The following is a 13,492-nucleotide window of genomic DNA, read 5'->3' as shown; positions in this document are numbered from 1 at the left end:
AATATGCAAATCAAATGCCCCCAGTGTGACTTTACCAGGGATGTTCCCGAGGATAAAATCCCAAAGAAAAGTGAAATGGCCACCTGCCCCCGGTGTGGCGTCAAATTTCGCTTCCGGGCGATCCCGGCCGAAGAGTTTGCTTTTGACGACCAGCATACCACGGAATCTCCCTCTCCATCCGAGCAAGCCTCCTCCGCGCGGCAGGACTCCGGCTTTTACGGCCCGGACGGGCGACTCCATTCGCGTCCGTCGCCGGGTCCGGTCCCCGCACAGGACGAGCAGGGTGAATCGACTCTACCGCCTCCCTTCGAGGATTTGGAAAATTATGGGTTCTTCCCTGGACTCGGGCAGACCATCCGTCGGGCCTTGCTCCAGCCACGGCTGTTCTTCCGTGTCATGCCTCTGGCGGGTATGGCGCGGCCCCTGGTATTCGGACTATTGTTGTTTGAATTCTACATGATTCTGAGCCTGTTTTGGGACATGGTCGGCCTGCCGCCCGTTCCCGGCATGGGACTGGGGACCGGTGCCGAAGCCACCATGCTGGAAAGCAGCGGACCGGCCACGGGGTTGGATCCGGTGACCCTGTTCGTGACCCTGCCCATTCTGTTCATCATCAATCTGTTTCTCAACACCGGCATGCTTCATGGCGTGCTGATGCTGCTCAAGGCCGCCCCGCGAGGCTTTGAAGCCACTTTCCGCGCCGTAGCCTATTCCTACGCGCCGTTAGTGCTCTGCTTTCTGCCCTATGGATATCTGGTGGGCTGGTTGTGGAGCCTGGGACTCACCGTGGTGGGCTGCGCCGCCATCCACCGTGTCCCGGTCTGGCGTGCGGCCCTGGGGCTGGGACTCATGGTCGTGGTCATTGCCACGCTCTTTTTCTCTGCCATGCAGGTTCCCATGCCGGACATGGCCGGAGGGCCGCAGCAATGATCTTTCGCCGGATGCGCGAAGCGCTGCACGCTCTGGCCGCCCGACGCCGACGCCAACGGCAGTTGGAACCACGCGCCGTGCAAAATATGGCCGAGGAACTGCGTGCCCTGGCCCAGGATGCGGCCCGCGCCTGCCCGGGACAGCCGGAGCTGCAGAATGCCATCCGTGACATCCGCGACGAAGCGGAAAGCCTGGTGCATCAAGCAGGCAGCAAGGATTTCCGCCGCCTCACTGTTCGGGAACGCCAGATGCTGCGTCAGGGCTTGTTGCAATCCCGCCGACGGCTCATCGAATCCATCCAGTCCGCGCCCTCGCCCACCCGCTTGTTGCAGTAGCCACCCGGTTCGCTGGTATGCATATTGCTGCATAACCGAGATCATGCCGGAAGCGTCAGCTCCTTGGCATCATCGGTAACGCATCCGCACAACGAGGGAACGACCATGCACCAAACACCGCCGTCCCGCATCCGGATTCCGGCGTTTCTCCTGACCGCGACCCTGCTGCTCGGTACGCTGGCCGCCTGCAATTATGTGCGGCCCTCCATCACCCAGCAGACCGAAATCGCCACAGACGCCGCCGTGGACCGCTCCAATCTGCGCATCTACGTCCGCCCGGTGGACCGCCTCCATACGCCCATCAAGGCACTCATGTATCCCATGTGGATTCGCGAATCCCTGCCCACGCGCCTGGAACTGGGCCGCCAGATGTCCCGTATTTTTTTTGACGCCTGGACCGAACGTCCGGTCTTTCCCACCCTGGTTCTGGCTGAAAAACAGACCTACCGGGGACGGGAATCCGCCCTGCGCGATGCCGGGCAACGCGGCGCCGACATGCTTGTTCTTCTCACCGTACCCTACCTCTATGCAGGCGGTACGGTGGACGATTCCGCCATGACCATCCGCTGCGACATCTACGAAACCCAAACCGGAATGCTCCTGCACTCCATGGAACAATCCGGACGCATTGCATTCCAGCGCAACAAAGACTGGATCCTCTGGGTCACCACCACCCGCCTGCCCGATTCCCCGCTCTACGCCATCACCAGGGCCATTGCCGAGGATATGGCCGTGCCGCTTCGCTCCTGGCTGCCGCCCGTGGATCCCCGCTCCCTGGGCTACGCCTTTACCAGCAGGGAAATCGTAGATGGGCTCACCGAGGAGGACGAGGCCTCCCCCGGCGCAGAAACAGACATGGAAGCCACCATCCAGGGCATGGATCTGGCTGAAGAACTGGCCGCGCCTTCGGCAGGCAGTGTGTATATCCGGGTTGAATTCGACGTGGACAAGGACACCATCCGTCCGGAATACTATGATAACCTCGATGAACTGGCCCAGGCGCTGCAATCGCCCCAACTGCGTGGCCGGGAAGTGCTGCTCATCGGCCACACCGACTCCGACGCCTCCGAAGCCTACAACCTGGACCTTTCCCGGCGGCGTGCCATGGCCGTGCGTACCTATCTGGTCCAAAACCACGGACTGGACCCGAACCTGTTGCGTACGGACGGCCGGGGCGAATCCGATCCCCTGGTCCCCAATACCTCCCCCGCGAACAAACAACTCAATCGCCGGGTGGAAGTACGGCTTGATCCGGACCGAGGTTGACAGCTCGGCCCCACGTCTTAGCTGAAGGAAGGACGATACGTTGATAGGGAAGGTCGATCCCTTGATGCGGGCCGCTCCCTACGTGTACAACACGGCGCACGAACCCTTCGGAGCCTTTGTGTCACGCAAGGCGCGGGGCTGTAAACGAACGGCCAGGAAAAAACGCGAAACGTGCTCTGTTTCAGTCCGGCAAGCCGGGGGGACGAAAGTCCTCCGCCTTCGGCATGCCCGTATTTCGACTTTTCGGGCCACGCCTTTTATGATACCGCAATGGTCCCACTTCAAAGCGAGGTTTAGGTAATGATCGGTATTTCAAAACTCTACTGCGGCTCGGTGGAACCCTCGGACGCGCTGCGCTACGGACGGGAATCGGGTCAGCTTCCCTCTCACCTCCTGCAGTTCTCCAAGGACAAAAAACCCGTGGTGGTCTGGAACATGACCCAGCGGTGCAACCTCAAGTGTGTGCATTGTTATGCCCAAGCCATCGATCCCAGCGGGCATAAGGATCCCATCTCCACGGAGAAGGCCAAGGAGATGATCGACGACCTCGCCGCCTACGGCGCGCCCGTGATCCTCTTTTCCGGCGGAGAACCCCTGGTGCGCGAAGACCTGACCGAACTGGCCAGCTACGCCACCAGCAAGGGAATGCGTGCGGTGATCTCCACCAACGGAACCCTGATCACCAAGAAAAAAGCCAAGGAACTGCGCGAGGTAGGACTTTCCTACGTGGGCATTTCCCTGGACGGGGCCGAAACGATCCACGACCAGTTCCGCGGCGTGACCGGATCCTACAAAAAAGCGCTGGAAGGCGTGGCCAACTGTCAGGCCGAAGGACTCAAGGTCGGACTCCGCTTCACCATCAACAAGCGCAACGCCTCGGAAATTCCCCATCTGTTCGATCTCATCGAGCAGCGGGACATTCCGCGCATCTGTTTTTATCACCTGGTCTACTCGGGCCGCGGCTCCGAATTGATCAAGGAAGACCTGGACCACGAGGAAACCCGCCAGGTCGTGGATTTGATCATGGACCGCACCAAGGCGCTGTTCGACAAAGGACTGCCCAAAGAAGTGCTCACCGTGGACAACCACGCCGACGGTCCGTACCTCTACTACCGCATGTTGCGGGAAGATCCCAAACGCGCCGCCGAGGTGCTGGAACTGCTGAAGTGGAACGAAGGCAACTCCACGGGACGCGGCATCGGCTGCATCTCCTGGGACGGCTCGGTCCATGCGGACCAGTTCATGCGCCACCACACCTTCGGCAATGTTCTGGAGCGCCCCTTCTCCGAGATCTGGGACGACCCGAAAATTGAACTGCTGCATAAAATGAAGGACAAGCGCCCCTACGTGAAGGGACGCTGCGCCGACTGTCGGTTCCTGCATATCTGCGGCGGCAACTTCCGCGCCCGCGCCGAAGCCTACCACGGGGATTTCTGGGCCGAAGACCCGGCCTGCTACCTCACGGACGAGGAAATCACCGGGGAGCCTGTGGGCGTCAAGGAATAACAGGCGGTTCACGAACCAACGGGAATCAACACCGGGGATGTCCGGCGCCACAGCGCCGCTTCCCCGGTTTTTTCCTCTACCACTCCGGTTCACAGCTTGCGCCCACCCGGGGTTTGTCGCACACTCCCCAAGGGGAACAAGGATACAATCACACGTTCCGCGCCTTACCCAATCCCGGCACGGAACGCTGCGGATCAACGCCGAACATATCAGAGAGGGGCGTGGGACACCTTTCCATTGCGGAGGCTTCCCATCGCCAGGAAAAAAGGAGCCGACATGCCCGAATTTCACCGTGGACGTCGCCTGCGTCGCAGTCGCACCATGCGCGACATGGTCCGCGAAACCGAACTCAGACCCCAAGACTTGATGATGCTCTACTTCGTCGTGGAAACCGACGACGAAAATTTTGAAAAGCCCATCTCGTCCATGCCCGGACAGCACCAACTCAGCCTCCAAAAACTGGAACAGCGTGTGGCCCAGGCTGTGGACAACGGCTTGCGCAGTCTCATGCTCTTCGGCATTCCCGCGCAAAAAGACGAACATGCCAGCGGCGCATATGACGACAACGGCATTGTCCAGCGCGCCATCCGCATGATCAAAGCGAACTGGCCCGACCTGCTGGTCTGCCCGGATGTCTGCCTCTGTGAATACACTTCCCACGGGCATTGCGGCATCGTGCAGGACGGCGACGTGCTCAACGATCCCACGCTGGAGCTGCTGGCACGCACGGCCGTTTCCTATGCCGAGGCAGGGGCCGACATGGTGGCGCCGTCCGACATGATGGACGGCCGGGTGCTGGCCATCCGAGATGCGCTGGACAATGCGGGATTCCCAAACCTGCCCATCATGTCCTACGCCGTGAAATACGCCTCCGCGTTTTATGGTCCCTTCCGCGAAGCAGCGGAAAGCGCCCCCCAGTTCGGCGACCGCAAGACCTATCAGATGGATCCGGCCAACAGCCGGGAAGCTCTGCGCGAGGCCGCGGCCGACGTTTTTGAAGGCGCGGACATCCTCATGGTCAAGCCCGCATTGCCCTATCTGGACATCGTGCGCCAGGTGCGCGACAGCTTCGACGCGCCAGTGGCCGCTTATCAAGTCTCGGGAGAATACAGCATGATCAAGGCCGCAGCCCAAAACGGCTGGATTGACGAGCAAGCCGTCGTGCTGGAATCGCTCACCGCCATCAAGCGGGCCGGAGCCGACCTGATTTTGACCTATTTCACCGAAGATCTGCTCAAGACGTTGTAACCCCGGGAGGCGAACCCCATGAGCGAATCCAATCATCCCCATGCCGCCGGACATCCGGGCGGCCACCCCGGCAAACATCCGGGCGAAGCCCACGAACATCCCGGCCATAAGCCCACCATGACGCTGGAGGACGGAACCCCGGCCTGCCGACTCATCGCCTGGGAAGTGACCCGATCCTGCAATCTGGCCTGCAAGCACTGCCGGGCCGAGGCCCACCCCGAACCCTACGAGGGCGAACTGAGCACCGAGGAAGCCAAGGCGCTTATCGACACCTTCCCGGACGTGGGCAACCCCATCATCATCTTCACCGGGGGCGAACCCCTGCTGCGCGAAGACATTTTTGAGCTGGTTCCCTACGCCAAGGCCAAAGGACTGCGTTGCGTCATGGCTCCCAACGGCACACTGCTATCCGAGGAGAACGTGGCGCGCATCAAGGAGGTGGGCATTGAGCGGTGTTCCATCTCCATCGACGCAGCCAACCCGGAACAACACGATGAGTTCCGCGGCGTTCCCGGTGCCTTTAAGACCAGTATGGAAGGAATTGAACGGCTGAAAAAGGCGGGCATCGAATTCCAGATCAACACCACGGTGACAAAGAATAACCTGCCGTTCTTCAAGGAAATCTTCCACCTCTGTCAAGACATCGGCGCGGCCGCGTGGCACATTTTCCTGCTCGTACCCACAGGCCGGGCCGTGGAGCTGGGTACCGAGGTGATTACGGATCAGGAATACGAAAACGTGCTCAACTGGTTCTACGACTTCCAAAAGACCACGGACATGCAGCTCAAGGCCACCTGCGCCCCCCATTACCACCGCATCCTGCGGCAGCGCGCCAAGGAGGACGGCATCCCCGTCACCTTTGAAAACTTCGGGCTGGACGCGGTTTCCCGCGGCTGCCTGGGCGGGGTTGGCTTTTGCTTCATCTCCCACACCGGGCAGGTGCAGCCATGCGGCTACCTGGAGCTGGACTGCGGCAACGTGCGCGACACCCCTTTCCCGGAGATCTGGCGTACTTCCAAGCAATTCCTCAATCTGCGCAATCCCGAGGTCTACCGGGGTAAATGCGGACACTGCGAGTATGAACGCGTTTGCGGCGGATGCCGTGCCCGCGCCCAAACCATGAACGGCCACTACCTGGAAGAGGAGCCGCTCTGCTCCTACGAACCGAAAAAGAAGGCCAAGGCGTAAACGCCGGTTTCGTTACCACGGGACCAGGCCGAACAACGCCTTTCCATTGCCGGAGACACCCATGCATGAAATGGACGACTTTGATCGCAACATCTTGAACATCATTCAGTCGGACTATCCCATTGCCTCGCGACCCTACGCCGTGGTGGGCGAACAGGTGGGCCTGACCGAGGAAGAAGTCCTGGAACGCATCAACCGCCTGCGGGACAGCGGCGTCATCCGGCGCATCGGCGCCAACTTCGGCTCGCGGCAGCTGGGGTGGCGGTCCACCCTGTGCGCCGCCAAGGTACCGGAAGACCAGCTGGACGCATTCGTGGCCGAGGTCAACCGGCATGAAGGGGTGACGCACAATTATTTGCGTGAAAACGAATTCAATGTATGGTTCACATACATCGGTCCGAACTGGGAGGACGTGGAGTCCACCCTCGCGGAAATCACGGAGCGCACCGGAATCAAGGTGCTCAATCTTCCAGCGGACAAGATGTTCAAGATCAAAGTGGACTTCAACATCACGGCACGCTGAACAACACAACCCCAGGCTGGATACGTAACCAGCCTGTCAGAGGATCTAAAGGCATGAGCAAGGAAGTCATTCTTTCCCCGTCCCTGCTCTCGTGCGACTTTGCGCGACTGGCGGACGAACTCGGGGCTCTTAAGGACGCGGGCCTGCAATGGGCGCATCTGGACGTCATGGACGGACTGTTCGTGCCGAACATTACGTTCGGGCCGCCCGTGATCAAGGCCATGCGCAAGCACTCGGATCTGTTCTTCGATACGCACCTGATGATTGAACGGCCGGAACGCTATGTAAATGAATTCGTGGATGCCGGTTGCGACCTGATTTGCGTCCACGCCGAGGCCACCAACCACCTGGAACGCGCCGTGGCCGCCATTGCGGATCAGGGCGTGCAATGTGCCGTGTCCCTGAATCCGGCAACCCCCTGCGAAGCAGTGAAATACCTGCTGCCCCAGTTGGATATGGTGCTGCTCATGAGCGTGAACCCAGGCTTCGGCGGACAGAAATTTATTCCCTTCTGTCTGGAGAAAATCCGTGAACTGCGCGGAATGATTGATCAGGCCGGGACCGACACCCTGATTCAGGTTGACGGGGGCGTGACCCTGGAAAATTGCCGGGAGCTGGTGCAGGCCGGGGCCGACGTGCTGGTTTCCGGTTCCGCATTCTTCAAATTCCCACCGTACGCCGAACGATTGCAGGCGTTTCAACAAGCCTGGCAATAGGCGCTCACTCACTTTCAACGACCCAAGCCCCGGCCTGCCGGGGCTTTACTTTTTCTATATAAAATACGTATTATAATAATTGTCCACTTGACAAAATACTGTCACGCTACGTAGATACTTTTTGTCGAACGACAATTATCATTCGATTCTCTCCGTTCGGCACTATTGACACATTTTGGCCGGATGGAGGTCCACAAATGCGGCTGATCTGCCTCTTCCTGGTTGCTTCGCTTTGCGTCGTGGCCCCGGAAGCGTTGTCAAAAGACAAAACATACGGACACCTCCGCGCCCAGGTCCGGCGTGTGGTGGATGGCGATACCATCGTGGTGAATATTCCGGACTATCCCGCCATTGTGGGGCAGGACATCCCCGTCCGCCTCGCCGGGTGCGATACCCCGGAATTGCGGGACAAACGGCCCGAAATACGCCGCCTGGCCCGATTGGCCAAAGAGCATGTGTGTCGCACACTGGGGAACAATGCCACGGTAGAATTGCGCAATATCCGGCGTGGCAAATACTTCCGCTTGGTGGCCGAAGTCTACGTTAACGGGCAAAGCCTTGCCGGAATGCTCATCCAAAACGGCCTGGGCAAAACATACCAGGGAGGCACGCGCTGCTGGTGAGCGCACGCCCCGATATGTTCCCCGTTTTCCAAGCTGGACAGACCCGCCCTCCTCGGCTAGACATGCGGCTATGGACGATACCCTCTTTTCCAAAAGTCGATCCCAAAAAAAACGGGACTCCAAGGAACTGCAAGCCATGGGCGAACAGCTGGCCGCCCTGACGCGTGAAGAATTGCGCCCTTTGGATCTTCCGGTCGACCTACTCACTGCCCTGGACGAGCTGCGGACGCTTTCAAAACATGAGGCCAAACGGCGGCAAGCCCAATTCGTGGGCAAACTCATGCGCGGAATTGATCCGGAACCGATCCGCGATTTTCTGAGCAGCCGTGGCCAGGCCAAGGCTGAAGCGGACAGCGCATTTCATGAGGTGGAACGACTGCGGGAGAAACTGCTGCAAGGCGAAGACGCCCCATTGGATGCTTTTTTCGATGCCCATCCCCAAGCTGATCGGCAACATCTGCGCCAACTGGTTCGCAACGCACGCCTGGAGCTTGCCAAGGGCAAACCGCCCAAAAACAGCCGCGCCCTGTTTCGCGCCCTGCGCGAGACCATGCAAAACCAAGATTGATCACGGCCCAAACGGCACCATTCCGCGCTCATGGGTTGACGTTTCGCCTCGAGACCTTAGCTTTGCAATAACAGCTCACAACAACAAGGAGAGTGGAATGATCTTCAAATACGCGGGAATCGAAACCGAACTCGAGGACCACGATTGCCCCCATTGCGGCAAACCCATGGAAGCCTGGCTGGCACCGCCGGACAGCGGTTGGGGGGTGGTTCTCGTCTGCTACAACAACGAGTGCCCCCATTACAAAGACTCGGACAAGGACATTGTCAACAAGCGTGACGACTGCACCCTGGGGTGCCGTTACGCCCTTAACCCGGACAATGGGTATAAACCCTTCAACCTTGTGGCCATGTGTTTTTAACCAGGCCTCCAACGACCTACCCGAGCGGCCGAAAGGCCGCTTTTTTTTGATTGAGCATCATTGCCTTCCGGGTCAAACTGATTTATCTCCTGCCGTACCGGAGGAGCAATGAATGCTGGACGATCTTGATAAAAGAATTCTGAACATCCTTCAAAAGGACACCCGCGCCACCAACGCCGCCATCGGCGAAGCCGTGGGCCTTTCCGCAGCAGCTGTCCACGGACGCATCAAGCGTCTGGAAAAACGGGGGATAATCCGCCGATTCACTGTGGAGCTGGATCCGGACGCCCTGCACATGCAGGTTCTCGCCTTTGCGCAGGTGTTTCTCCAGGAAATGCGCCGTTCCGAAGAGGCGGCCGCCGCGTTTGCCCGCATCCCGGAAGTGGTGGAAGTCCACTATACCGTGGGGGAAGCCTGTTTCCTGCTCAAGCTCCGCTGCCCGGACACGGCCAGCCTGGAACACGTCCTGACGAATATCAACGATATTCCACCAGTACGCGCCACCCAGACCATCATCGTGCTCCGCTCCGGCAAACAGCAGATCAATCCCCCGCTGTACGTCAACCAGATACCGACCCTGCCTGCCGACGCCGCTCAGGAGTAGCACCATGCACCTCTCTTCGCGGACGCTGTCCGTGTCGGCCCTGCTCATCGCCTCGGTGCTCTGGGCCAGCTCCTTTATCGCGCTCAAGGTGGCGTTTCGTCACTATGATCCAATGGTCGTGATTTTTGGCCGTATGCTCGTGGCCACGATCTGCTTTTTGGCATTGTGGAAAAACTTCCGCTCCATCAAATACCAAAAAGGCGACTGGAAGCCGCTGGTCTTCATGGCCCTGTGCGAACCCTGCCTCTACTTCATTTTCGAAGCACTGGCCCTGCAATACACCCATGCTTCCCAGGCGGGCATGATCGTATCCCTGCTGCCGTTGATCGTGGCCGTAGGCGCCCATTTCGTGCTCAAGGAACACATCACCAGACGCACTCTGGCTGGCTTTGTTCTCGCCGTGCTGGGAACGGTATGGCTCTCGGCCGGGGCGGAAGCCGATGTCTCCGCGCCCGACCCTGTCTTAGGCAACACATTGGAATTCCTGGCCATGGTTTGCGCCGCCATCTACATGATCATGCTTAAACGCATGTGCGTTCGCTACCCGCCCTTGTTCCTTACGGCGGTGCAGGCGGTTTTGGCCACTGTATTCTACTTCCCGCTGCTCTTTCTGCCCAGCACGGCACCACCTGCCAGCTTTTCCCTGGAAGGCGTACTGGCCATTGTGTACCTCGGCGCATTCATCACCCTGGGGGCATACGGACTCTATAACTACGGTGCCAGTAAAATCCCGGCACACCAGGCATCGGCCTTCACCAACACCATTCCCGTGCTGACCCTGTTCATGGCCTGGCTGATCCTTGGGGAAACCTTGACCACAGATCAATATCTGGCTTCGGTGCTGGTGCTTTGCGGCGTGGTTCTCAGTCAAGGGAAGGGCAAAAAAATACGCACCGAGCTTACGGTGGAAGCCCCGTAGCACCTCATGCTACGCAGGTAATATCCACGGAAGCGTGTGCAGGGAACATCCGCGAAGACGGACGGCTTCCCGCAGCAGCGTCCCCAAAGCCTCTTCGCCCTCAGTGCCCAAGTCCCGCGAATAATCCGTCACAAACGTCCGGACGTGCTGCTTGATCACGCTTTCGTCCATTTCCTGTGCATGTTCGCGGATATACGACCAAACATCTTCCGCCCCATCGGCATAGGCGAGACTGCGCTGAATGGCCGTGTTCAGTGCATGCAGCCGCTCGTTCCCCAAGTCACGCCGGGCCACGATACAACCCAGCGGCAGTGGCAGCCCGGTGCGCTGCTCCCACCATTCCCCCATATCCTGAAGGGCCACCAATCCGTGCTGCTGTAGTACGAACCGGCCTTCGTGAATAACGAGTCCGGCCGAGCATTCCCCCGAGGCCACCACGGGCATGACCTGATGATAAATCATCTCCTGCAGCGTCACATCCAGCGCTTTTTCCCGTGCAAGCATGCAAAACAGCAAGGTAGCCGTTGTCCGCATCCCCGGCACGGCCACGGAGCCGCACAGCTTGTTCAGTGAAGCCTGCGCCGGCTTGGACGCCACCAAGAGCGGCCCAACACCCCAGCCCAACGCCCCTCCGGCCCGTAAAATAACGTACCGGTCCAGCAAATCCGCGGCCGCTGCCACGGAAACCTTGCACACCGCAGGCTCACCAGTCGCAGCCCACCGGTTCAACTCTTCCACGTCGGCCAGGTGGAAAACCGGCTCTCCGGCGGCACACGGAACCCGCTCCAAAGCCAATCCGCCGAAGATAAATGTGTCATTGGGGCAGGGAGAAATACCAAAATCAAGCCTGCGTTGCATGAATACGTCCTTTTCGTTGACAAGAAATCCGGCCGCTCCTAAGGTGACCACCTGGTCACTCTAAAAAACGCTTCAGGGAAAGGCAAGCGCATGCGCAGCAAAACCTTCGACAATCTCGCTCCCGATAAGCAGGACCGCATCCTGGATGCCGCCGTGGATGAATTCGCCAATCACGGCTTCCACCAAGCCAGCGTAAACCGTATGGTCGGCAGGCTCGGCATCGCCAAAGGCTCTCTCTTTAAATACTTCGGCTCCAAGGAAGGCTTGTTTCAGCAGGTGTTTGAACACGCCGTCAACATGCTCAAAGGCCCGCTTAAGACCGCACGAAGTGCCGAAGGGGATACCTTTGACCGGCTTCGCCTCAGTCTTGCGGCCGGACTGGATTTTGTTCGCGCCCACCCCCGATTGTATCGAATCTACCTGAAAGTGCTCTTTCAGGAAAATATTCCCTTTCGCGAACCGTTTCTTCGCCAGGTTCGCGGCTATTCCGCCAAATTTCTGCGCCCCCTGCTGGAAGACGGCGTTGCCAAGGGCGAATTGCGGGCGGACCTGGATCTGGACATGGCCATCTTCCTCATTGACGGTCTTTTTGACCGCCTCCTGCAATCCCTGACCGTACCCGAAATGCATCCGACGCTGTACGATATTCCCGACCAGAATGCACAACAGCGCATGGATCAACTCATGGATTTCATCCGCCGTGCACTCGCGGCCCACACTGGAGACACCAATGCCTGACTGTAAACGATTTCAAAATCTGGGCCTCGCGACCATCCGCGACAAAGTCATGGCCGGAGAACGGCTGAGCCGGGAAGACGGAGAAATGCTATTCGCCTGCCCCGACCCTTTGGCCGTGGGCAAGCTGGCGCATCACGTCCGCACCCGCATGCATGGGGACACGGCCTTTTACGTGGCCAACCGCCATGTGAACCACACCAATGTGTGTGTTAACGGCTGTACTTTTTGCGCTTATCAACGGGAAACCGAAGGGCAACAGGGCGCATTCCGCTTGAGCATTCAGGATGTACTCGACAAGCTGGACGCCGCGCCTTCCGCTCCCAGGGAAATCCATGTGGTTGGCGGATGCCATCCGACCCTGTCCCTGACATATTTCGAATCGCTCCTGGCGGCACTGCAGGCACGGTGGCCCGAAGCCGTGCTCAAGTGCTTCACGGCCGTGGAAATAGCGCACTTCGCCAAACTGGAAGGTATTTCCACTCGCGAGACTCTGGCCCGACTCAAGGGGGTCGGGTTGAACATGCTCCCTGGCGGCGGAGCGGAAATCTTCGCACCCGAGATCCGGGAACAAATCTGCCCGCGCAAAAGTGATGCGGAAGAATGGCTGCGCATTCACGGAGAAGCGCACGACCTGGGCATCAAGACCAATTGCACCATGCTCTTCGGCCACATCGAGTCCATTGCTCACCGGCTGGACCATCTTGATCAACTCCGACAACTTCAGGACCGCACCGGCGGATTCGTCTGTTTCATCCCACTGCCCTTCCTCACCGAAAACAGCAAACTCCATGTGCCTCAACCGCTCACCGGGCTGGATGAATTGCGAACCATTGCCGTCAGCAGGCTGATGCTGGACAACATCCCCCACATCAAGGCCTACTGGGTAATGCTTACGGTGAAGCAGGCGCAAACCGCGTTGTTCTGGGGAGCGGACGACTTCGACGGAACCGTGGTGGAAGAAAAGATAGGTCACGAAGCCGGTGCCACCTCCCAACAGGGGCTGACCCGGTCCGAATTGAACGCCATGTTGCGCGGCTGTGGCCTTTCGCCGCTCGAACGCGACTCCTTTTTCAACCCCGTAGCCCCACGCGACTAACCGGGAGCCACAT

Annotated in this window: 16 protein-coding genes; 15 read left to right on the top strand and 1 reads right to left on the bottom strand. The window is 59.2% G+C overall.

Annotated features, from left to right (window positions below; translation table 11 throughout):
• The first annotated feature begins 3 nt into the window (after positions 1-3).
• From B5D49_RS03945 to B5D49_RS03885, 13 genes are all read left to right on the top strand, one after another.
• Positions 4-930, top strand: a complete 927-nt coding sequence (locus tag B5D49_RS03945; RefSeq protein WP_078716344.1) for a YIP1 family protein — start codon at positions 4-6, stop codon at positions 928-930.
• Complete coding sequence (locus B5D49_RS03940; protein ID WP_078716343.1) at positions 927-1,265, top strand: hypothetical protein; 339 nt, start codon at positions 927-929, stop codon at positions 1,263-1,265. Before B5D49_RS03945 ends, B5D49_RS03940 begins: the two co-directional genes overlap by 4 nt.
• A 105-nt stretch (positions 1,266-1,370) precedes the next feature.
• The gene (locus B5D49_RS03935) at positions 1,371-2,531 is read left to right on the top strand and encodes an OmpA family protein (RefSeq protein WP_078716342.1); all 1,161 of its coding nucleotides are present in this window, start codon (positions 1,371-1,373) and stop codon (positions 2,529-2,531) included.
• 300 nt (positions 2,532-2,831) lie between these two features.
• On the top strand, positions 2,832-4,037 hold the full coding sequence (gene ahbC, locus B5D49_RS03930) for a 12,18-didecarboxysiroheme deacetylase (protein WP_078716341.1): 1,206 nt from the start codon (positions 2,832-2,834) through the stop codon (positions 4,035-4,037).
• 276 nt (positions 4,038-4,313) lie between these two features.
• Positions 4,314-5,285 carry a porphobilinogen synthase gene (gene hemB / locus B5D49_RS03925; protein ID WP_078716340.1) on the top strand — a complete coding sequence of 324 codons (972 nt, stop codon included), beginning with the start codon at positions 4,314-4,316 and terminating at the stop codon, positions 5,283-5,285.
• Between the two features lie 18 nt (positions 5,286-5,303).
• The gene (gene ahbD / locus B5D49_RS03920; protein WP_078716339.1) at positions 5,304-6,473 is read left to right on the top strand and encodes a heme b synthase; all 1,170 of its coding nucleotides are present in this window, start codon (positions 5,304-5,306) and stop codon (positions 6,471-6,473) included.
• Between the two features lie 70 nt (positions 6,474-6,543).
• Positions 6,544-6,996 (top strand): siroheme decarboxylase subunit alpha, encoded by a 453-nt coding sequence (ahbA, locus tag B5D49_RS03915; protein ID WP_078716427.1) that lies wholly within the window; start codon positions 6,544-6,546, stop codon positions 6,994-6,996.
• Positions 6,997-7,049: 53 nt separating this feature from the next.
• Positions 7,050-7,712: a ribulose-phosphate 3-epimerase gene (rpe, locus tag B5D49_RS03910; protein ID WP_078716338.1), complete on the top strand. Its 663-nt coding sequence runs from the start codon at positions 7,050-7,052 to the stop codon at positions 7,710-7,712.
• Positions 7,713-7,909: 197 nt separating this feature from the next.
• Positions 7,910-8,335 (top strand): thermonuclease family protein, encoded by a 426-nt coding sequence (locus B5D49_RS03905; RefSeq protein ID WP_078716337.1) that lies wholly within the window; start codon positions 7,910-7,912, stop codon positions 8,333-8,335.
• A 70-nt stretch (positions 8,336-8,405) separates the two neighbouring features.
• Positions 8,406-8,903 (top strand): ribosome biogenesis factor YjgA, encoded by a 498-nt coding sequence (gene yjgA / locus B5D49_RS03900; protein ID WP_078716336.1) that lies wholly within the window; start codon positions 8,406-8,408, stop codon positions 8,901-8,903.
• 97 nt (positions 8,904-9,000) lie between these two features.
• Entirely contained in the window at positions 9,001-9,264 is a 264-nt protein-coding gene (locus tag B5D49_RS03895) for a hypothetical protein (RefSeq protein WP_078716335.1), read from the top strand.
• A 112-nt stretch (positions 9,265-9,376) separates the two neighbouring features.
• Positions 9,377-9,868: an Lrp/AsnC family transcriptional regulator gene (locus B5D49_RS03890; protein ID WP_078716334.1), complete on the top strand. Its 492-nt coding sequence runs from the start codon at positions 9,377-9,379 to the stop codon at positions 9,866-9,868.
• Between the two features lie 4 nt (positions 9,869-9,872).
• Positions 9,873-10,787 (top strand): DMT family transporter, encoded by a 915-nt coding sequence (locus tag B5D49_RS03885; protein WP_078716333.1) that lies wholly within the window; start codon positions 9,873-9,875, stop codon positions 10,785-10,787.
• Between the two features lie 9 nt (positions 10,788-10,796).
• On the opposite strand, the gene B5D49_RS03880 is transcribed toward B5D49_RS03885, so the two are convergent.
• Positions 10,797-11,645, bottom strand: a complete 849-nt coding sequence (locus B5D49_RS03880) for a 1,4-dihydroxy-6-naphthoate synthase (protein ID WP_078716426.1) — start codon at positions 11,643-11,645, stop codon at positions 10,797-10,799.
• Between the two features lie 90 nt (positions 11,646-11,735).
• Here B5D49_RS03880 and B5D49_RS03875 point away from each other — a divergent pair, with 90 nt between their 5' ends.
• Together B5D49_RS03875 and mqnE are read left to right on the top strand one after the other, a co-directional pair.
• A complete protein-coding gene (locus tag B5D49_RS03875) occupies positions 11,736-12,383 on the top strand; it encodes a TetR/AcrR family transcriptional regulator (RefSeq protein ID WP_078716332.1) in 648 nt (215 codons plus the stop codon).
• Positions 12,376-13,479, top strand: coding sequence for an aminofutalosine synthase MqnE (gene mqnE, locus B5D49_RS03870; RefSeq protein ID WP_078716331.1), 1,104 nt, complete (start codon positions 12,376-12,378; stop codon positions 13,477-13,479). Before B5D49_RS03875 ends, mqnE begins: the two co-directional genes overlap by 8 nt.
• Positions 13,480-13,492 lie beyond the last annotated feature (13 nt).

The organism is Paucidesulfovibrio gracilis DSM 16080 (assembly GCF_900167125.1).
In the GTDB taxonomy this organism is placed as follows: Bacteria; Desulfobacterota; Desulfovibrionia; order Desulfovibrionales; family Desulfovibrionaceae; genus Paucidesulfovibrio; species Paucidesulfovibrio gracilis.
This window is presented reverse-complemented; position numbering and strand designations above follow the sequence as displayed.

Bases quoted from the DNA above. Each gene is read 5' to 3' on its own strand.
- B5D49_RS03945 (WP_078716344.1), top strand. From the start codon at position 4: ATGCAAATCAAATGCCCCCAGTGTGACTTTACCAGGGATGTTCCCGAG.
- B5D49_RS03940 (WP_078716343.1), top strand. From the start codon at position 927: ATGATCTTTCGCCGGATGCGCGAAGCGCTGCACGCTCTGGCCGCCCGA.
- B5D49_RS03935 (WP_078716342.1), top strand. From the start codon at position 1,371: ATGCACCAAACACCGCCGTCCCGCATCCGGATTCCGGCGTTTCTCCTG.
- ahbC (WP_078716341.1), top strand. From the start codon at position 2,832: ATGATCGGTATTTCAAAACTCTACTGCGGCTCGGTGGAACCCTCGGAC.
- hemB (WP_078716340.1), top strand. From the start codon at position 4,314: ATGCCCGAATTTCACCGTGGACGTCGCCTGCGTCGCAGTCGCACCATG.
- ahbD (WP_078716339.1), top strand. From the start codon at position 5,304: ATGAGCGAATCCAATCATCCCCATGCCGCCGGACATCCGGGCGGCCAC.
- ahbA (WP_078716427.1), top strand. From the start codon at position 6,544: ATGGACGACTTTGATCGCAACATCTTGAACATCATTCAGTCGGACTAT.
- rpe (WP_078716338.1), top strand. From the start codon at position 7,050: ATGAGCAAGGAAGTCATTCTTTCCCCGTCCCTGCTCTCGTGCGACTTT.
- B5D49_RS03905 (WP_078716337.1), top strand. From the start codon at position 7,910: ATGCGGCTGATCTGCCTCTTCCTGGTTGCTTCGCTTTGCGTCGTGGCC.
- yjgA (WP_078716336.1), top strand. From the start codon at position 8,406: ATGGACGATACCCTCTTTTCCAAAAGTCGATCCCAAAAAAAACGGGAC.
- B5D49_RS03895 (WP_078716335.1), top strand. From the start codon at position 9,001: ATGATCTTCAAATACGCGGGAATCGAAACCGAACTCGAGGACCACGAT.
- B5D49_RS03890 (WP_078716334.1), top strand. From the start codon at position 9,377: ATGCTGGACGATCTTGATAAAAGAATTCTGAACATCCTTCAAAAGGAC.
- B5D49_RS03885 (WP_078716333.1), top strand. From the start codon at position 9,873: ATGCACCTCTCTTCGCGGACGCTGTCCGTGTCGGCCCTGCTCATCGCC.
- B5D49_RS03880 (WP_078716426.1), bottom strand. From the start codon at position 11,645: ATGCAACGCAGGCTTGATTTTGGTATTTCTCCCTGCCCCAATGACACA.
- B5D49_RS03875 (WP_078716332.1), top strand. From the start codon at position 11,736: ATGCGCAGCAAAACCTTCGACAATCTCGCTCCCGATAAGCAGGACCGC.
- mqnE (WP_078716331.1), top strand. From the start codon at position 12,376: ATGCCTGACTGTAAACGATTTCAAAATCTGGGCCTCGCGACCATCCGC.